This is a genomic window from Frondihabitans australicus (assembly GCF_003634555.1).
Taxonomy (GTDB): Bacteria; Actinomycetota; Actinomycetes; order Actinomycetales; family Microbacteriaceae; genus Frondihabitans; species Frondihabitans australicus.
On the sequence record NZ_RBKS01000001.1, the window covers coordinates 2,188,897 to 2,207,257 of the forward strand.

22 protein-coding genes are annotated in these 18,361 nt (G+C 70.5%); 12 read left to right on the forward strand and 10 right to left on the reverse strand.

Annotated features, from left to right (window positions below; all coding sequences use genetic code 11):
- The first annotated feature begins 99 nt into the window (after positions 1-99).
- On the forward strand, positions 100-1,143 hold the full coding sequence (locus C8E83_RS10235) for an aldo/keto reductase (protein WP_121369802.1): 1,044 nt from the start codon (positions 100-102) through the stop codon (positions 1,141-1,143).
- Here the strand turns inward: C8E83_RS10235 and C8E83_RS10240 are convergent.
- From C8E83_RS10240 to C8E83_RS10265, 6 genes are all read right to left on the reverse strand, one after another.
- Positions 1,122-2,708: a GMC family oxidoreductase gene (locus C8E83_RS10240; protein WP_121369803.1), complete on the reverse strand. Its 1,587-nt coding sequence runs from the start codon at positions 2,706-2,708 to the stop codon at positions 1,122-1,124. The genes C8E83_RS10235 and C8E83_RS10240 overlap by 22 nt on opposite strands.
- Positions 2,708-3,376 (reverse strand): thiamine pyrophosphate-dependent enzyme, encoded by a 669-nt coding sequence (locus C8E83_RS10245; RefSeq protein WP_121369804.1) that lies wholly within the window; start codon positions 3,374-3,376, stop codon positions 2,708-2,710. Before C8E83_RS10245 ends, C8E83_RS10240 begins: the two co-directional genes overlap by 1 nt.
- Positions 3,373-3,873, reverse strand: a complete 501-nt coding sequence (locus C8E83_RS10250; protein WP_121369805.1) for a thiamine pyrophosphate-binding protein — start codon at positions 3,871-3,873, stop codon at positions 3,373-3,375. The genes C8E83_RS10245 and C8E83_RS10250 overlap by 4 nt, the downstream gene beginning before the upstream one ends.
- A 68-nt stretch (positions 3,874-3,941) precedes the next feature.
- A complete protein-coding gene (locus tag C8E83_RS10255; RefSeq protein WP_121369806.1) occupies positions 3,942-5,339 on the reverse strand; it encodes an NtaA/DmoA family FMN-dependent monooxygenase in 1,398 nt (465 codons plus the stop codon).
- A 1-nt stretch (position 5,340) separates the two neighbouring features.
- Positions 5,341-6,867, reverse strand: a complete 1,527-nt coding sequence (locus tag C8E83_RS10260) for an aldehyde dehydrogenase family protein (protein ID WP_121369807.1) — start codon at positions 6,865-6,867, stop codon at positions 5,341-5,343.
- Positions 6,868-6,990: 123 nt separating this feature from the next.
- Complete coding sequence (locus tag C8E83_RS10265) at positions 6,991-8,040, reverse strand: adenosine deaminase family protein (RefSeq protein ID WP_121369808.1); 1,050 nt, start codon at positions 8,038-8,040, stop codon at positions 6,991-6,993.
- Between the two features lie 77 nt (positions 8,041-8,117).
- On the opposite strand from C8E83_RS10265, the gene C8E83_RS10270 reads away from it, so the two are divergent.
- The 4 genes from C8E83_RS10270 (at position 8,118) to C8E83_RS10285 (ending at position 10,592) form a co-directional block, all read left to right on the forward strand.
- On the forward strand, positions 8,118-8,477 hold the full coding sequence (locus C8E83_RS10270; RefSeq protein ID WP_121369809.1) for a hypothetical protein: 360 nt from the start codon (positions 8,118-8,120) through the stop codon (positions 8,475-8,477).
- Positions 8,478-8,516: 39 nt separating this feature from the next.
- Positions 8,517-9,218 (forward strand): helix-turn-helix transcriptional regulator, encoded by a 702-nt coding sequence (locus C8E83_RS10275; RefSeq protein WP_121369810.1) that lies wholly within the window; start codon positions 8,517-8,519, stop codon positions 9,216-9,218.
- Positions 9,219-9,287: 69 nt separating this feature from the next.
- On the forward strand, positions 9,288-9,695 hold the full coding sequence (locus tag C8E83_RS10280; RefSeq protein WP_121369811.1) for a VOC family protein: 408 nt from the start codon (positions 9,288-9,290) through the stop codon (positions 9,693-9,695).
- 105 nt (positions 9,696-9,800) lie between these two features.
- On the forward strand, positions 9,801-10,592 hold the full coding sequence (locus tag C8E83_RS10285) for a class I SAM-dependent methyltransferase (protein ID WP_121371849.1): 792 nt from the start codon (positions 9,801-9,803) through the stop codon (positions 10,590-10,592).
- Between the two features lie 45 nt (positions 10,593-10,637).
- On the opposite strand, the gene C8E83_RS10290 is transcribed toward C8E83_RS10285, so the two are convergent.
- Together C8E83_RS10290 and C8E83_RS10295 are read right to left on the reverse strand one after the other, a co-directional pair.
- Positions 10,638-11,261, reverse strand: a complete 624-nt coding sequence (locus C8E83_RS10290) for a DUF4232 domain-containing protein (RefSeq protein WP_121369812.1) — start codon at positions 11,259-11,261, stop codon at positions 10,638-10,640.
- A gap of 208 nt (positions 11,262-11,469) precedes the next feature.
- Entirely contained in the window at positions 11,470-12,078 is a 609-nt protein-coding gene (locus C8E83_RS10295) for an LON peptidase substrate-binding domain-containing protein (RefSeq protein ID WP_245981586.1), read from the reverse strand.
- Between the two features lie 35 nt (positions 12,079-12,113).
- Between C8E83_RS10295 and C8E83_RS10300 the strand changes: the two genes are divergently transcribed.
- Positions 12,114-12,611 (forward strand): DUF427 domain-containing protein, encoded by a 498-nt coding sequence (locus tag C8E83_RS10300; protein ID WP_121369813.1) that lies wholly within the window; start codon positions 12,114-12,116, stop codon positions 12,609-12,611.
- 98 nt (positions 12,612-12,709) lie between these two features.
- On the opposite strand, the gene ychF is transcribed toward C8E83_RS10300, so the two are convergent.
- Positions 12,710-13,783 carry a redox-regulated ATPase YchF gene (ychF, locus tag C8E83_RS10305; RefSeq protein ID WP_121371851.1) on the reverse strand — a complete coding sequence of 358 codons (1,074 nt, stop codon included), beginning with the start codon at positions 13,781-13,783 and terminating at the stop codon, positions 12,710-12,712.
- 85 nt (positions 13,784-13,868) lie between these two features.
- On the opposite strand from ychF, the gene C8E83_RS10310 reads away from it, so the two are divergent.
- The 5 genes from C8E83_RS10310 (at position 13,869) to C8E83_RS10330 (ending at position 16,784) form a co-directional block, all read left to right on the forward strand.
- Positions 13,869-14,468, forward strand: coding sequence for an exonuclease domain-containing protein (locus C8E83_RS10310; protein ID WP_121369814.1), 600 nt, complete (start codon positions 13,869-13,871; stop codon positions 14,466-14,468).
- Positions 14,469-14,631: 163 nt separating this feature from the next.
- Entirely contained in the window at positions 14,632-15,393 is a 762-nt protein-coding gene (locus tag C8E83_RS10315) for a GntR family transcriptional regulator (RefSeq protein WP_121369815.1), read from the forward strand.
- A 2-nt stretch (positions 15,394-15,395) separates the two neighbouring features.
- Positions 15,396-15,812, forward strand: a complete 417-nt coding sequence (locus C8E83_RS10320; protein WP_121369816.1) for a DUF6188 family protein — start codon at positions 15,396-15,398, stop codon at positions 15,810-15,812.
- Positions 15,813-16,171: 359 nt separating this feature from the next.
- Positions 16,172-16,564, forward strand: coding sequence for a DUF2510 domain-containing protein (locus C8E83_RS10325; protein WP_121369817.1), 393 nt, complete (start codon positions 16,172-16,174; stop codon positions 16,562-16,564).
- A gap of 1 nt (position 16,565) precedes the next feature.
- Complete coding sequence (locus tag C8E83_RS10330) at positions 16,566-16,784, forward strand: hypothetical protein (RefSeq protein ID WP_121369818.1); 219 nt, start codon at positions 16,566-16,568, stop codon at positions 16,782-16,784.
- Positions 16,785-16,839: 55 nt separating this feature from the next.
- On the opposite strand, the gene C8E83_RS10335 is transcribed toward C8E83_RS10330, so the two are convergent.
- Positions 16,840-17,991, reverse strand: coding sequence for a transaldolase family protein (locus C8E83_RS10335; protein WP_121369819.1), 1,152 nt, complete (start codon positions 17,989-17,991; stop codon positions 16,840-16,842).
- Positions 17,992-18,151: 160 nt separating this feature from the next.
- On the opposite strand from C8E83_RS10335, the gene C8E83_RS10340 reads away from it, so the two are divergent.
- A complete protein-coding gene (locus tag C8E83_RS10340; RefSeq protein WP_121369820.1) occupies positions 18,152-18,358 on the forward strand; it encodes a hypothetical protein in 207 nt (68 codons plus the stop codon).
- Positions 18,359-18,361: the final 3 nt, after the last annotated feature.

The window sequence follows — 18,361 nt, forward strand, 5'->3', positions numbered from 1 at the left end:
CCGATCTGACGACGGGGTGGATTAACCGGGGAACTCTCCGGTACTGTGTCGAACGAAGCGGAGAACTCTCCGCAACTGCCAGAGTACGGGAGAGAGACCATGAAGTACATCAAGCTCGGCGCGACCGGCCTCGACGTGTCGCCCATCGCGATCGGCGCCATGACCTACGGCGAGCCCGACCGCGGCCACCCCGTCTGGTCGAAGCCCGAGGAGGAGAGCCGGCCCCTCATCCGTCACGCCCTCGAGAAGGGCATCACGTTCTTTGACACGGCGAACATGTACTCGTACGGCTCGAGCGAGGAGATCCTCGGGCGTGCGCTCCGCGACTTCGCCGATCGCGACGAGGTCGTCGTCGCGACGAAGCTCCGCCACCCGATGCGACAGGGCCCGAACGCGAGCGGCCTGTCGCGGAAGGCCATCATGACCGAGATCGATCACAGCCTACGTCGCCTCGGCACCGACTACGTCGACCTCTACCAGATCCACCGCGCCGACCACGGCACTCCGTGGGAGGAGACCCTCGACGCCCTCAACGACCTCGTGAAGGCCGGCAAGGTCCGCTACCTCGGCGCCTCGTCGATGCACGCCTGGGAGTTCGCGAAGGCTCTCCACCTCCAGGAGCGCCACGGCTGGGCGCGCTTCGTCTCGATGCAGGACCACTACAACCTGCTCGCCCGCGAAGAGGAGCGCGAGATGCTGCCCCTGTGCGCCGACGAGGGGGTGAGCACGCTCGTGTGGAGCCCTCTGGCGCGCGGTCGTCTCGCCCGGGAGTGGAACGAGACCTCCGAGCGGTCGGCGACCGACGGCTCCTACGCCGACCTGCTCTACACGAGCGTCGACAGCGACCGCGCGATCGTCGACGCGGTCGGGCAGGTGGCGCAGGAGCACGGCGTGCCGCGCGCGCAGATCGCCCTGGCCTGGCTTCGGCACAATCCCGTCGTGGCGGCACCGCTCGTCGGCGCGAACACGACGCAGCAGATCGACGACGCCGTGGCCTCGCTCGACGTCGAGCTGAGCGACGACGAGATCGCGCGGCTCGAGGCGCCGTACACGCCGCGGCACGACTTCCAGGGTGTGTCTGACGAAGCGGAGATGGAGGCGCTGCGGCGGCGGATCCCCGGCTACGCCGAGAACGCCGCCTGACCGGGGATGAGGGCGGCGGCGCGCTCGGCGATCGCGATGACGGGCGCCTGGGTGTTGCAGGTCGGGATCACCGGGATCACCGACGCGTCGGCCACCCAGAGCCCGTCGACCCCGTGCACGTCGAGCGACGGCGACACCACCGAGAGCGGGTCGGTGCCCATGCGCGCGGTGCCGCAGGAGTGGAAGAACGTGTCGACGCCGCGGCGCACGAAGTCCTCGATCGCGGCGCGCGACGACGATCCCGCCCCGAACGAGACGAGCGGTCGAGCCCCGAGCGCACGGAAGGGCGAGGTGCCCAGGAGCCCGAGCACACCCTCCACGCCCTCGACGAGCCGGTCGAGGTCCTCCTTCTCGCGCAGGAAGTTCGGCTGAATGACGGGCGCCTCGAACGGCGACGCCGACCTCAGCCGCACGTGTCCGACGGAGGAGGAGCGCATGAGGCCGGGCGAGATCGCGAAGACGTCTCCGCTCAGATCCTGCTCCAGGGCCGCCGCGGGCCTCGACTCCTGCACGACGAACGCGTGGAGGTCGGCGCCGTCGCCCGCCGCCGACGACCGCCAGTTCATCATCGAGCCGCCGCCGTTGTCGCGCATCGGGCCAAGGCTCACGCCCGCCGCGACGTTCATGCCCGACACGAGCGGGTGATCCTGGTAGTTCTCGCCGACCCCGGGCAGGTCGTGCAGCACCGGCAGTCCGAGCGCCGCGAGAGCCGAGGCGGCCCCGATGCCCGAGAGGTTCAGGAGCTGCGGAGTGCCGATCGCCCCCAGCGTCAGCACCACCCCCGACGTCGCCCGCGTCTCGACCGGCACGCCGTCGACGAGGTGCGAGACGCCCACGCAGCGCGAGCCCTCCAGCACGAGTCGGAGCGCCTGCGAGTCGGTGATCACGGTGAGGTTCGGCCGAGCCAGCGCGGGCAGGAGGTACCCGCGCACGGTGCTCCAGCGCTCCATCCGCGACGAACCGGTCGCAGGATCGCGGACAGTCGTGGCGGTGAAGTTCGCCAGCGCCGCCCCCACGTTCGACTCCCCGTTCGAGTCGTCGATCGTCGGGACGCCGATTTCGGGGGCGCCGTCGAGCATCGCCTCGGCGATCGGGTGCGGGTCGGGCGACGTCTCGATTCGCATCGGCCCGCCCGCGCCGCGGAGGGCGGTGGCGCCGCGCTCCCAGTCCTCCGACGCGCGGAAGGCGGGCAGCATCGACTCCCAGTTCCAGCCGGTGGCGCCCGCGGCCTCCCAGGCGTCGTAGTCGTCGGGGTGGCCGCGGTACCAGAGCATCGCGTTGATGCTCGACGAGCCGCCGAGCACTTTCCCGCGCGGGATCCCGATGACGCGCCCCAGCACCTCGGGCGTCGGCTCGTAGTCGTATCCCCAGTCGTACTCCGACCGCATCAGCGAGACCCACTGCGCCGCGTCGCGGATCGCCTCCACGCCGGTGTCGCTCGGCCCCGCCTCGATCAGCAGGACACGGGCGGCAGGATCGGCGGAGAGTCGGTTCGCGAGGACGCAGCCCGCTGCTCCTGCGCCCACGACGATCCAGTCGTACGACGCCTCGAGACCCGCCGGCACTAGTTGTGCTCGCTCGGGCCCATGATGACGATGCCCTCGGTCTCCTCGACGTGGCGCACGAAGATGTACTTGTCTTCGCGCCCGTCGGAGTGCTTGCGCTTGATGCCGGGCTGCAGGATCCCGTCGGTCTTCACGACGACGAGGTACGGCACGTCGGCGGCGAGGCCCGCGGCGCAGTGCTCGTCGAAGGCCTCGAGCGTGTCGACGGTGTACGCGTGCTCGACGCCGCAGCCGCGGGCGATCGCGGCGAGGTCGACGCGGCCGGACGCGGTGTGCGTCGCCGGGCCGCCGATCGACTGGTACTGCTCGTTGTCCCACACCACGATGAAGAGGTTCGCAGGCTGCTCGTTGCCGACCGTCGCGAGGATTCCGAGATTGAACAGGAGCCCGCCGTCGGTGTCGAGCGACACGATCCGGCGATGCGGCAGCCCCACGGCCAGCCCGAGGGCCTCGCCGGTGACGCAGCCGAGCTGCTGCTGGAAGAGGCTCGCCTCGCGCATGTGCGGGGCGGCGTTGTACCACTCGTCGACGGCGCCGCCGAGGGAGAGGATCACGAGGGCGTCGTCGAGACGGCGGCCGAGGGCCTCCATCGCCGAGTAGCGGCTGATCGTGGCGTGCGGCGTCTTCTCGAAGGCGGTCGTGGGGCGGGCGTCGGGCGTGGTGGTCATCGGACGATCTCTCCCGAGAGGGCGACTGCGGAGTGGTAGTAGGCGGTGTGCGACCAGGTCGACGCGTCGACGATGGCCTGCTCGATCTCGTCGGCGTGACGCACGACCCGGTACGGCGTGCGGAGGGCGTCGAGCACGGGCTCCATGGTGATGCCGTGCGGAATGGCCCACCAGTTGTTCTCGCCGAGGTCGCCGCGGTAGCTCATGAGCATGAAGACCGGGATCCCGGCGCCGAGCCCCATCCGCGCCAGGTGCTCGACCGAGGCGCGGAGGCCGGAGTTCTCCATGACGAGGGCGGCGCGCTTGCCCGACAGGAAGACGCCGCCGGCGATCGCCGCGCCCTCGCCTTCGTTCGTCACCTGGATCGTGCGGATCTCGGGATCGGCGTCGAGCGCCGGGTACAGCTCTTTGAAGAGGGAGTCGGGCAGGTAGCAGACGACCGAGATGCCGGCTCGCTTGAGCCCGCGGACCACGGCGTCGACAGCGTGCTGCTGCATGGGTGCCTTTCGGGTGAGGGGTGGGTGAAGATCAAGGGCGCAGGATCAGGAGGTTCGTGCGGCTCCGGTCAACCGGCCACGGGCTCGGTCTCGTGCCGGAACCGCGCGCCGGGGTGGCCGCCGGGCAGGCGCCGCGACGCCGCCCCGGTGACGCGCTCACGGAGGCTCGTGGGCTCCGGCGCCGCAGGCAACGGGGCGAGCATGCCCCTCTCGCGCAGGATCGGCGCCACGAGCTCGAGGAACTCCTCGAACGCCTCGGGCCCGCCGAACGTCGGCTCGAGCATGATTCCGTCGACGTCCGAGCCGTCGACGATGCGCTGGAGCTCGTCGGCGACCTCGACCGGGTCGCCGGTGATCTGGAAGCCGCGGTTGGCCCGCATCCGGAAGTCGTCGAGCACGTCGCCCACGGTCGGCACCGGCTCACCCGGGCGCACGAAGCGGTCGACGAGGGTCTGCCCCTGGTCGCTCGTGATCGCGGTGAGCGGCGACGCCGGGTCGAAGCCGGTGAGGTCTACTCCGGTGAAGCCTGCGAAGATGACGGCCGCGTCGTCCACCGTGTAGAGGTTCTCGAGCTCCTGCCGCTTCGCGACCGCCTCGTCGTGCGTGGGTGCGACGGTGATGGTGACGCCCGTGACGACCTTCACGTCGTGCGGCTCGCGCCCGTGCGCGACGGCCTGCTCGCGGATGTCGAGCACGTGCGCCGCGGCTTTCGCGACGGTCTGGCCCTGGATCAGCACGGCCTCGGCGTTGCGCGCGGCGAAGGCGCGGCCCCTCTCGGAGGTGCCGGCTTGGAACAGCACCGGCGAGCGCTGCGGCCCCGGCGGGATCGCGAAGACGCCGCGGGCCCGGAAGTGCGCGCCCTCGTGGTCGATGGGGTGGAGCTTCGCCGGGTCGGCGAACGTGTTCGTCGACGCATCGCGCACGAGCGCGTCGTCCTCCCACACCCCCTCCCACAGCTCGAGGCAGACGTCGACGAACTCGTCGGCGACGTCGTAGCGCTCGTCGTGGGTGGTCGTCTCGGAGACGCCGAAGAGGTCGTCGGTGGTGGCCTGGCTGGAGCCCGTAACGATGTTCCACCCGATCCTGCCGCCGGTGTAGTGGTCGAGAGTGGCGAACCGGCGCGCGGTCGCATAGGGCCGCTCGACCGTCGTCGGCGACGTGAGGACGAAGCCGAGGCCGGTGGTCTCGCGGGCGAGGGCCGAGATGAGCAGCATCGGGTCGAAGCCCGGGAACTGGATGCCGTGCTTCGCGACGAGGTCGGGCATGACTCCGTCGATGGTGGCGTAGCCGTAGGTGTCGGCGAAGAAGAGGAAGTCGACGCCGTTGGCGTCGAGCGTCTTCGCCACCCCGACCCAGTAGTCGACGGTGTCGTAGCGGTCTCCCTTGCCCAGCGGGTGGGTCCAGGTGGGCATGCCGTTGTTCGGGTTCATCATCTCGAAGACGCCGAGGCTGATCTGCTTCGTCATCTCAGTACACCGCCACCACGGTCTTGGTCTCGAGGTAGTTCTCCAGGCCGTTCGCGCCGTTCTCGTAGCCCCAGCCCGACTCGCGATGGCCGCCCTTCGGCAGCTCGGGGCCGAAGTACGAGTGGCAGTTGATCCACACGGTGCCAGAGTCGATGCCCTCCGAGACGCGGTGGGCGTTGCTCAGGCCTTCCGTCCAGACGCTGGCGGCGAGGCCGTAGACGCTGTCGTTGGCCCAGGCGAGCACCTCGTCGAGGTCGTCGAACGGGGTGACGGTGACGACCGGGCCGAACACCTCCTCCTGCATGATCCGCATGCCCTGCGTCGCGCCGGTGAGCACGGTCGGGCGGTAGAACGTGCCGAGCTCGCCGTCCTGCACGCCGCCCGCGACGACGTCGACGCCCTCGCTCTCGGCCTCGCGCACGAACGTGTCGACGCGGTCGGCCTGCACGCGGCTGACCAGCGGGCCGAGGTCGGTGCCCTCGGCGAGGCCGTGGCCGAGGCTCAGCCCGCGGCTGTGGGCGGCGAGGCGGTCGACGAGCTCCTCGTAGACGTCGCGGTGCGCGTAGACGCGCGAGCCGGCGACGCACACCTGGCCGCCGTTGTCGAAGATGCCGGCGGCGACTCCGGGCACGGTGCGGTCGAGGTCGGCGTCGGGCATCACGATCACCGGGCTCTTGCCGCCGAGCTCGAGGGTGAGGCGCTTGAGGTTGCCGGTCGAGGCCGCGACGAGGCGCTTGCCGACGGCCGTCGAGCCGGTGAACGCGACCTTGTCGACGCCGGGGTGGTCGGCGAGGGCCTGGCCGGCCTCGGCTCCGAAGCCGGTGACGACGTTGACGACGCCGGCGGGCAGGCCGGCCTCGACGAGGATCTCGCCTAGTCTCACGGCGGTCAGGCTGGTGTTCTCCGCCGGCTTCAGGATCACCGTGCAGCCCGCGGCGAGCGCCGGCGCGACCTTCATCGCCGCCATGAGAAGCGGTGAGTTCCACGGCACGATGGCCGCCACGACTCCGACCGGCTCGCGCGTCGTGTACGCGAAGACCTGCCTGTCGGGCCCCTGGCGGCGCAGGCTCGTGGGGATGGTCGTGCCGAGGATCTTCGTCGCGAACCCCGAGTAGTAGCGGAACTGCGCGATCGCGGCCGGCACCTCGCCGAACCGCGCGGTGCCCCAGGCCTTGCCCTGGTCGAGGGTCTCGAGCTGTGCCAGCTCGTCGAGGTCCTGCTCGAGGAGGTCGGCGATGCGCCACAGGAGCGCGGCACGCTCGGCCGGGGTCATGCCCTTCCACGCCGGGCTCGTCAGCGCGCGGCGGGCCGAGGCCACGGCGTCGTCGACGTCCGGCTGGCCGGCGCGGGCGAGCTCGGCGAGGTGTTCTCCGGTCGCAGGATCGTGAGCCCCGAACGTCTCACCGCTCGCGGCCGGCACCCACTCCCCGTCGATCAGCAGTCGCTTCGGCGAAGTCGTGGTCGCATGCGCGAGAAACGGTGCGATGCGGTCGTCGCGGCGGGTCTGGGGGCCCAGGGTCACTGTCATCAACATCCTCCAATGTTGATCACGGTAACAATCGCGTGTTTCGCCCCTGTAACTCCTGCGTTTCGGAGTGAGTGTCCTCGTTCTGCTGATGCCGGCCGCGTCACATCAGCAGAACGTGGCCCCTCACGCCTCCGAGGAGGAGACCAGGGCGGTGCGGAGAGACAGGAGCTGGCGGCGGAAGTCTCGGCGCATGCGGGCTTTCGCGGGCTCCTGCGCCCAGGTCGCCTCGACGGAGTCGAGAACGATGCGCTCGATCGTGTCGGGGCCGAAGCCCATGCCCAGCCCGACGTGCTCGAACTCCTCGCGGAGGGTCGTGCGGAAGAACACCTGGTCGTCGGTGGCGAGCGTGACGGTGAGCCCGGCGCGGAGCATGTCGGCGATCGGGTGCTTCTCGTCGAGCGGCCAGCCCGAGAGGAACTTCGTCGAGCGCGGCGTGCAGGTGAAGGGGATGCGGCGGTCGCGGGCCTCGGCGACGAGCGCCTCGTCGTCGACGATGTGGTAGCCGTGGTCGACCCGGTCGAGCTTCAGGACGTTCCACGCCTCGATGACATCGGCGGCCTGCGAGTTCGGCAGCTCACCGACGTGCGCGGAGACCCTGATGCCGAGCTCGTGCGCCCGGTCGTAGGCGGCCTGCCAGTCGAGGGGCGACTCGTGGGCGTCGGCGCGGAGGTCGTCCTGGCCGAGCCCGACGACTTCGGGCCGCGGGTTCGCGGCGATCGACTCGACGAGGGCGAGGGCGGTGTCGAGGTCGAAGCCGCGGTTGATCGCCGGGATGATGCCGAAGCCGACGCCCCACTCCTCCTCGGCACGGCGCAGTCCCTCGATGAGGCCGTCGATCACGTCGACGTACGAGAAGCCGAGGTGGGCGAAGTTGTCGGGGTTGATGAAGTACTCGCGGTAGCAGAGGTTGCCGTCGGCGACCGCGTCGGCGACGCCCTCGTAAGCGAGCGTCGCGAAGTCGTCGCGGGTGCGGAAGACCTCGTGGGCGGCGTTGAACACCTTGAGGAAGTCGACGATGTTGTCGTAGTCGAAGAGGGTGTCGGGGTCGTCGCTCGGCAGCTCGACGCCGCGCTCATTCGCCCAGCCGATGAGGCGCTCGGCGCGGATGGTCGACACGATGTGGCAGTGCAGCTCGATCTTGGGGACGAGGCGCAGGTAGTCGCGGTACTCCATGGGCGTCACCGTAGCGGACGCGTGTTTCGCGAAGGTGCACGTCGCGCCAGGGGGCCGAACGGGTCTAGGTTCGGACGATGGAGCGCGACGTGGCGAGCGGCGAGCTGACGGCCGACGGGCTGACGGCCCTCGGCAAGGGTGCCCGGCGCCGGGCCGCCGACGTCGCCGTGCACTTCGACACGCTCGGCCCCGACCCGATCGACGGCTTCGACCTCGCCGTGCTCGACCCGTCGGGCGGCGTGCTCGGAGCCGAGAGATTCGTGTTCGCCGAGCCGCACGTGCCCGCGCTGAGCGAGATCATGTCCGACATCGAGGACCGCCTCGGCGACCTCGACCTCGTCGTCGAGATGCCGACGTTCCGCCTCGGCGACGACGGCCACGCCCTCGCGGCGCACGTGCACGCCCGGGCGCGCGGCGAGGGGCTGCACGGCGAGTAGTGCCGGGTGGGTGTCGCAGGCCCGCCCTAGGCTCGGCGTGTGAACCGAACCGACCGGCTCTACGCCATCGTCGAAGAGCTCCGGGCCGTCGCGCCCCGACCCCGCTCGGCGACCTGGCTGGCGAGCCGGTTCGAGGTCTCCGCGCGGACGATCGAGCGCGACGTGTCGGCGCTGCAGCAGGCGGGCACGCCGATCTGGGCCGAGCCCGGGCGTACCGGCGGGTACTGCCTCGACGCGGCGCGCACCCTCCCCCCGATCAACCTGACCGCCTCCGAGGCCGCGGCGATGGCCGTCGCCCTCGAGTCCGTCGCCGGCACCCCCTTCGCGCAGGCCGCCCTGTCGGCATCGCGGAAGCTCGTCGCGGCGATGCACGAGACCGATTCCGCGGCGGCCCGAGAGCTCGTTCGCCGGGTGCACGTCATCGAGGCGGCAGAGCCTGTCGATCCTGCGCCCCTGCCGTCGGTGATAGCTGACGCGTTGTCGGCCGGTCGGGTGCTCAGGATCGGCTACCGCGACAAGCACGGAACCATCACGTCGCGCGACGTCGAGCCCGCCGGGTACGTCACGAAGGAGGGCCAGTGGTACCTCGTCGGCTGGTGCCGTCTGCGGTCAGCGGTGCGGGCGTTCCGGCTCGACCGGATCGACTCGTGCGTGGCGACGGCGGAGACTCCCCCGGCGCGAGATCTCGTCGACGCCGACTTCACGCTGCAGTACGGGGTGGTGCGGCGGCTGTCGCTGTGACCTCGTCACTTTCGGTCGCGTCGTAAACACCGACAGGGGGCTGTCGCAGCCGAGCGTCAGGCTGGTCGCATGAACCTCGTCTCGACTCGCCTCATCACCTCCGACGTCTCCCGGCTCGCCTCGTTCTACGAGACGCTGACCGGCGTCACCGCCGACCGCCCCGTCGACGCGTTCGCCGAGATCCGCACCCCCTCGGGCACGCTCGCCATCGGCCACGTCTCGACCACGGCGCTCTTCGGCCCCGCCTACGCCTCGGTCGCCGACAACCGGTCGTCGATCGTCGAGTTCCTCGTCGACGACGTCGACGCGCGATTCGCCGCGCTGACGGCGGGCTCGCTCGACCTCGACGTGGTCCTGGAGCCGACGACCATGCCGTGGGGCAACCGCTCGCTGCTCGTGCGCGACCCCGACGGCAACCTCGTCAACTTCTTCACGCCCGTGACCGACGCGGCGCGCGCGAAGTTCGGGGTGGAGTAGGGCGCGGGCCTCTAGATCGCACTTCGGCCGATCGCGACCGTGTCGCCCCGGACGAACTGCGATCTCACCCTCGCGCTGGCCCTCCGACCGGGCCACACTGTCGGCATGAGCGACCTCTTCGTCGACGCCGACGCTTACGACCGGTTCATGGGCCGGTTCTCGTCGCTGCTGGCGGCGCCGTTCGTCGAGTTCGCGGGTGTGGGCTCGCCGGGAGGCCTCGCCCCGGCCGTCGCCGCGCCCGCGCGCGTGCTCGACGTCGGCTGCGGCACGGGCATGCTCACGCGCGAGCTCGTCGCCCGCGGGCTGACGGTCGCGGCCGTCGATCCGTCGGAGCCGCTGGTGTCGGCCGTACGGGCGTCCCTCCCGGGCGTCGACGCACGGGTGGCCGGCGCCCAGCGGCTGCCCTTCGCCGACGGCGTGTTCGATGGCGCGCTGGCTCAGCTGGTGGTGAACTTTCTGCCGGATCCTGCGGCCGGAGTCCGCGAGATGGCACGCGTCACCCGCCCCGGCGGCGTGCTCGCGGCGAACGTGTGGGACTTCGCCGGCGGCCGGGGCCCTCTCGGCGTCTTCGAGCAGGCGCGGCGCGAGACCGATCCGTCGGCCGCGACCGAGGAACAGGCCGCAGGAGCAGCCGAGGGCTACCTCGCCTCACTGTTCACGGCGGCCGGCCTCGCCGACGTGCGCACCGCCGCGCTGACCGTCTCACGGACCTTCGCGTCGTTCGACGAGTGGTGGACCCCCTTCACGCTCGGGGTGGGGCCAGCGGGGGCGTACGTAGCGTCGCTGTCGCCCGCGGCGCGCGCGTCGCTGCGTGGGCGGGCGGAGTCGCTCGCCGGGCCGGGGCCGTTCACGGTGGAGGCCGTGGCGTGGGCCGTGGCGGGGACGGTTCGCGCCTGACGCGTGCACGGAGGGCCGCCGCGTGTCGTTGCGGTGCCTTCCGCGTCAGGCCTTACGAAGCGGGTCGAGCTGCAGCAGCTTGTTCGACGTGTTGGAGCATCCGTCGAGGCCGCTGTACGCCGCGAAGAGCGATGCCTTCTGGCCGGGAGGGTAGATGCGGAAGCCGTCGGCGGCGACGGCCTGACACTGCGGGAGGTCGGCCGCGCTGAAGTACGACATCGGGGCGAACGCGGTCTGGCCCACCGCGAGCGTGACAGTCGGCCCGACCGGGTCCTGGTTGAAGATCGCGGCGGCGCCGATCTGCTTCCCGTCGCCGCCCCCCACGAACGACACACCGGGGAAGCCCTGCAGGGTGCAGGTTCCCGGGCCGATGTTCGTCAGGTTCACGTCGAGTTCTTTGCTGTCGGCTCCGACTCCGGCCTGGTCTGCGGCCACGGTCACCGTGCCCTTGAGATGCGCGGTCGTGCACATGCCGACGGCGGTCGCGCCGGGCGAGGGCGTGCTGGTCGCGGTCGGTCCGGTGGTCGCAGGAGTGGTGTTTGCAGGAGCCGTGGCGATCACGGTCTTCGTCGCGGTGGGCTCGGGTGCTGGCGACCCCGTGCATCCTGCCAGTGTGGCTACGGCTAGGAGCGGCACCGCGATGGCGGCCGCCCAGGTCTTCTTGTTCATGTCGTGCTCCCCCGGCCGTCGCCCCACGGCGGCCCGTCTCGGACGATACGCCTCTGCGGTTCGCGGCGCCTCGGCCGTGTTTCGGTAGGGCTTTCTCCCTCCCGAACGTCCGTCCGCGCACGCGCGCGCCGCGTTCGGGAGGACTTGCGCCCTCCCGTTCCTCCTCCGGAGCCGTTCGACGCGCGCCCCGCGGAACGGCCACGTCGGCTCACTCCGCCGACCACAGCTCCTCGGCCTCACGCGTCAGGTCGATCGTCCGACGCAGCAGCACCTCCACCGACGTCGACCGCAGCAGGGTGTACCGGTCGTACTCGCCCAGTGGGGCGATCGCGGCCAGCTGCCACGCGGCCGCGATCGGATCGTCCGACAGCTCGACCGCGGTGTCAGGCTCCTGCTCTCTCTCCTCCGCGCGAGCGATCGCACTCCGGACGACGTCCTCGGCCTCGACCCGCAGGAGCTCGAGATCGCCGGACCACTCCAGATCCGGCAGCATCGTGATCTCGGCCCGGGGATACGGGTCGTCGTCGAGCCAGCGTTCGACGGTGAACCGCTTCGTCCCCTGACCGACGATGAACACGTCGCGGGTGCCCGCTACGGCTTTCACGAGACGCGCCATCGTCCCGACCGATTCACGCTGGTCTCCGCCGCCGGCCTCGGAGCCGCGCTCGATGAGCACCACGCCGAACTCGAACCCCGGCTCATCGCCGTCGAGCAGACGACCGACCATCGTGAGGTACCGGGGCTCGAACACTCGCAGCGGGATGGCCACGTGCGGAAACAGCACGGAGCCGAGCGGGAACATCGGGGTCACGGCCATGCCCCAGTGAAGCACCCGAGGCCTACAGTGAACGGATGTTGCGACCCCGACCCGAGACTCCGGCTCCGGGGCAGGAGTCGGTCTGGGACTACCCGAGGCCACCGCGCGTCGAGCCAGTCGGGGCGCGCGTCACGATCCGTCTGGGCGGGCAGCTCGTCGTCGACACGACCGACGCCGTCCGGGTGCTCGAGACCAGCCATCCCCCCGTGTACTACCTGCCGACGGCCGACTTCGCGGTTGGCGCCCTGGCCGACGCCGAGGGGTCGTCGTTCTGCGAGTTCAAGGGCGCCGCACGGTACCTCGACCTGCGCGGTGGGGGCGAAGTCCGGTCGGCCTGCGCGTGGAACTACCCGGACCCCTCTCCCGGGTACGAGCTACTCCGAGACCGAGTCGCCGTCTACGCCGCGCCGATGGACGAGTGCACCGTCGGCGGCGAGGTCGTCACGCCGCAGCCCGGCGGCTTCTACGGCGGCTGGATCACGAAGGCCGTCGTCGGCCCGTTCAAGGGAGTGCCCGGCTCGATGGGCTGGTGAGCGCTCGCGGTGCCCGCACGCAAGGAGCGGCGTTTCACGGAAGGAGTGGCACCGTGTCGCCACTCCTTGCGTCAACCGGCACTTCTTTCCCGGTCAAGTCAGTTGTTGAAGCGGAACTCCACCACGTCGCCGTCCTGCATCACATACTCTTTGCCCTCGATGCGAGCGACGCCGTGCGCACGCGCCTCGGCGATCGAACCCGTGTCGACGAGGTCCTGGAACGAGATGACCTCGGCCTTGATGAACCCCTTCTCGAAGTCCGAGTGGATCACGCCGGCGGCCTGCGGAGCCTTCCAACCCTTGCCGATGGTCCACGCGCGCGACTCCTTGGGGCCGGCGGTGAGGTAGGTCTGCAGCCCGAGCGTGTCGAAGCCGATGCGGGCGAGCTGATCGAGACCCGACTCCTCCTGCCCGGTGGAGGCGAGCAGCTCGGCGGCGTCGGCGGGGTCGAGGTCGATCAGCTCGGACTCGATCTTCGCGTCGAGGAAGACCGCCTCGGCCGGCGCGACGAGCGCGGCGAGGGCGGCCTTGCGAGCAGGATCCGTGAGCACCGACTCATCGACGTTGAACACGTAGATGAAGGGCTTGGCCGTGAGCAGCCCGAGCTCCTTGATCGGGGCGAGGTCGAGTGACGTCGCCGACAGGGCCTCCCCGCGCTGCAGCGCGTCGCGCGCCGCGACGGCGGTCTCGTAGACGGTCGGCTCGACCTTCTTCAGCCGCAGCTCTTTCTCGTACCGGGTGAGGGCCTTCTCGACGGTCTCGAGGTCGGCGAGGATCAGCTCGGTGTTGATGGTGCCCATGTCGGCCTCAGGATCGACGACACCGTCCACGTGCACCACGTCGGGGTCGGCGAACCCGCGCACGACCTCCGCGATCGCGTCGGCCTCGCGGATGTTGGCGAGGAACTTGTTGCCGAGCCCCTCGCCCTCGGCGGCACCCTTCACGATGCCGGCGATGTCGACGAACGACACGGGAGCGGGCAGCACCTTCTCGCTGGCGAACATCGTGGCCAGCACGTCGAGTCGCGGGTCGGGGAGGTTCACGACGCCGACGTTGGGCTCGATGGTGGCGAACGGGTAGTTCGCCGCCAGCACCTGGTTCTTGGTCAGGGCGTTGAACAGGGTGGACTTGCCCACGTTGGGGAGTCCGACGATCGCGATAGTGAGAGCCACGGGAGACAAGCCTAACTTGCGCGGCCGGACGCCGACGCGGAGCGCCGCCCCGGCTCTGTCGGCCCCCTGTGCGAGCATGGCGTGCATGTCGCTCGACTACACCGCCATCGACTTCGAGACCGCGAACTCGTCCAGCGCCTCGGCCTGCAGCGTGGGCCTCGTGAAGGTCCGGGGCGGCAAGGTCGTCGAGACGGCGGGGTGGCTGATCCGACCGCCCTTCGGGCACGACTTCTTCTCCGAGTGGAACACCCGCATCCACGGCATCGTCGAGTCCGACGTCGTCGACGCCCTCGAGTGGCACGAGCAGCTGATCGACCTCACCACGTTCGTCGCCGACGACGTCCTGGTCGCCCACAACGCAGGATTCGACATGGGCGTCATCCGCAGCGCCTGCGCCGTGACGAACTCCGAGACCCCGGCGAACCGCTACCTCTGCAGCCTCCAGGTGGCGCGCAAGACCTACACGCTCGACTCCTACCGCCTGCCGATGGCCGCCATGGCCGCGGGGTTCGAGGGCTTCAACCACCACGAGGCCCTGGCCGACGCCGAGGCCTGCGCCGCGATCATCGCCCACGCGGCGAAGCGTCACGGCGCGTTCACGATCGACGAGCTCGCGGCCAACTCGGGTGTGCGCGTGAACGCCCTGCGCCCGGCTGCGGCGGCGACGAGCGTCGTGTTCCGCTAGCAGGATCCAGCGGTCGGCACTCGCGATCCTGCCCCACCGGCTCTGCCTGCGCGCGGAACGGCGCGACGCCCGTCGTCGATCGTGCCGTGGTGATATTGTTCGGACAATCGTGCGGCGGCCCGACGGGGCAGTCCGGCCGCCCGAACCGTACCGGGAAGCTTCGATGACCACTCACGACGGCGTGCTGCCGGCCGACCTCTTCATGGACCTCGATCGTTCGGGGCCGATGCCGCTGTACTTCCAGGTGTCGTCGCGCATCGAGAACGCGATCACGTCGGGCGAACTGCCCGCCGGGTCGCGGCTCGAGAACGAGGTGGCGCTGGGCGAGCGGCTCGGGCTGTCGCGCCCCACGATCAGGCGGGCGATCCAGGAGCTCGTCGACAAGGGCCTCCTCGTACGTCGCCGCGGCATCGGCACCCAGGTCGTGCACGGACCGGTGTCTCGCAAGGTCGAGCTCACAAGCCTCTTCGACGACCTCAAGTCGGGCGACCAGCATCCGACGACGCGCGTGCTGGCGCACGAGGTGATCCCCGCCGACGAGCACATCGCCGACGACCTCGGCATCGCCGTCGGCGACCCCGTGACGCACCTGCGCCGCCTCCGCCTCGCCGACGACGTGCCGGTCGCGCTGCTGCAGAACTATCTGCCCACGGCCGTCGCCGATCTGTCGGGCGACGACTTCGAGGAGTTCGGGCTCTACCAGCTCCTGCGCGGTCGGGGTGTGACGATGCGCGTCGCCAAGCAGCGCATCGGCGCCCGTGCCGCTCGCGACGACGAGGCCTCGCTGCTGGAGATCGAGCCGCGCGGCGCCGTGCTCACGATGAGCCGCACGGCCTACGACGCCTCCGGTCGCGCCGTCGAGGTCGGGTACCACTGCTACCGGCCCGACCTCTACTCGTTCAGTGTGACGCTCGTCGAGAAGTAGCGGTGCGCCCCGACGAGCACCGGGTGGCGCGGGGCTGGCGCTTTGACGTGACCGAGGGCACGGTGACTCTCGTGGCCATCGACTTCGCGCTGAGTCTCGATGTCTTCGTCGACCTGGAGGCGACCCTCAGGGTGCGAATCGAATCGGCCTTCGAGATCGAGAGCGGTGGCACCGTCGAGCGCGTGGAGTGGTCCACGCCCGCAGGTCTCGGGCGCTTCGCAGACCTGTACGGAGTGAGCGTCAGTCGTATCGACGTCGACGACGTCGGGGTGCTCGGTGTGGCCCTCGGTGACGGACGAGTGCTTCGCGTGATCGCCGACGGCGAATACGAGGCTTTCGAAGTGGGGCCGACGGACGGTTCCTGGCTGCTCGTCGGCTCACCCGGCGGAGGCGTCGCCCAGTGGAGCCTGTCCGACTGAAGGTGCCTTGGCCGCAGGGACGTTCAGGAGGACGTGCGCGCCGTTCGGGAGGAAAACCCTCTCTCAGGAGGACTCCCCCGACTCGAGGCGCACCGCCGTCGGGAGGAACTTTCTTGCCCACGGGAGGATCTCGACGCAATCCCCGACACTCGGGAGGAAAGAGCGCCCACGTCCACGACCTCGGGAGGGCCGCGCAGCGGTACTTCCTCCCGCACGACGGGCGTCGTTGGCAGCTCACACCTCCCGGTGGCGCGAACTCCTCCCGAACGTGGGGCCGAGCGGCGACGGCCGGTCGTGAGACAGTGGCTGAAAGCGAGAGCGTCCGACGACGGGCGCCGCACAGCACCGAGGGGGAATGCATGACGGGGACGACACCGGCCGGATGGTACGACGACGGATCGGGCACTACACGGTGGTGGGACGGCTCGGGGTGGACCGAGAGCGTTCAGCCGGTCGGGGCTCCCCCGGCTCCTGCGCCCCAGCCTGTCGCAGCGGCGGCACCGGCGCCGGTCGTGCCCGCGGCGGCACACCCGTCCTCGGCCGGCCCGGCCTACGTGGTGATGCAGACGGTGCTCAAGGAGAAGTTCATCGGCACCGGCTCGGGCAACCTCACCGAGCTCGAGAACGCGATCAACGCCCAGGCCGCCCGCGGCTACCGCTTGCACACGATCACGACGGCGACCGGCGGCAGCAAGGGCCTGGCCGGTGGCGACCGCATCCAGGCGACGATGGTCTTTGAGCGGATCGGCTGACATGACCGCAGGAGCCGCCGACACCGTCACGCTGTGGCGCCCGACGGGGCCCGAAGAGCTCGATCTGGTGCGCGAGTCGGGCTGGACGGCCTGGCCGCCCCGTCTGCTCGATCAGATCCCCGCCGAGCGGCTCGACGACCTCAACGCGGCGATCGTCGGCCCGATCGAGGTCGTCCGCACCTTCCGCCCTGGCCCCGACGGCGCCCCCGTCGAAACTTGACTCGATCGCGTCGCGCGAGCGTCCGCGCGGGCGACGGAGATGAGGGTGCAGGAGCCTACGCAGCCGGCACGATGATGTCGCGCACCAGGGCGTCGAGCTGAGCGTCGGCATCGAGGAACTGCCGCAGCGTGGTGACCGTCGCACCGAACCGCTCGAACTCGTCCACGGTCATGCCGTCGACGTCGTAGCCCCGCGAGAAGTCGGGGATCGCGTCGCGCAGCGCCTGGATGATCGCCGGGTCGACCGGCACGTCGATGCGGTTGTCCACGGGGACGCGCGCGGCGTTGATGTCGACGATCCACTGGAACGGCGGCGACACGACGAGGTCGCCCCCGACGAGCTCGGACCACTGCATGTGGTTGCGGAAGGCCGCCGACAGGATGCGCGATCGGAAGCCCCGCGACACGAAGATGTGGTGCGCCTTCTTCAGCGCCGCAACGCCGGCCCACTCGAGGATCCCGGGGTCGACCATGAGGTGGTCGCGCTTGACGACGGTCTTCAGCCAGTCGTCGAAGCGGCCGCCCATGATCGTGACGACGTTGCCGAACTCGGTCTTCTCCGGCCGGTACGACGCCGGCAGACCGGAATCCGACGCGAGAGCCGCGGCACGGCGGTCCAGCCCGCGCTCGAGGGCCTCGGCGACGGCGACGGCCTGCGGCACGGTGAACGACACGGTGGCATTGATCGAGACGCCGCGGAACACGGCCTCCTCCATCGCCTCGATGCCGGTCTTCGTGGCGGGGATCTTCACGATGATGTTCTCAGCGAGGCCCGAGAAGTACTCCGCCTGCGCGACGAGCGCATCGCGATCGCGGTGGAACCGCGGGTCGGTCTGCATCGACAGGCGCCCGTCACGGCCGCCCGTGGCGGCGAAGGCGGGCTCGAGCAGCTTGGCGGCGCCGATCGACAGCTCTTCGACGGCCATCCAGCCGAGCTCGGACTCGCCTGCGGTCGGGTGGAGGGCGGCGAGCTCTCGGATCCTGGGCACCCAGGTGTCGGGGTCGCTCTTGATGCAGGTGAGCGCGATGACAGGGTTGCAGGTCGCACCGACGGCGCCGAACTCGGCGATCGCGCGAGAGAGCTCGCGGGGGTCGGCGGAGTCGTTCCAGAGACTGGTCGGTGTCTCCCGAGCCGCACGGAGGGTGCTCGGGCGGGGGTCGAGGGCCGCGTCGTCGGTGACAGCGGAGGTGTCGACGGTCGTTGTCATGGGATCTCCAATCTCCGCCGCCAGTCTACGACGGCGAAGTCATAATGTCCTAACAAAGTTGCCGAGCGTCCCAAGAGTTTGCTTGCCACCGAGAGACCGTCGTCGCTAGCGTGCGGTCAGGGGCTCAGCCCGTGGGCCCCCTCGATCAAGGAGGACCGCCATGGCCGGAATCGCCGACAAGCTCGACAAGGCATACGAAGAGACCCCGATCGACGACCTGGCGAAGCTGCCGGTCGCCGCGCTGCAGGGCGTCAGCGACAGCGACGCCGAGCACCTCAAGGCCGCGTTCAACATCACCACGATCGGCGATCTGGGCACCAACAAGTACTTCCTCTGGGCCCACGCGATCGCCACTCTGAGCGAGTAGCCC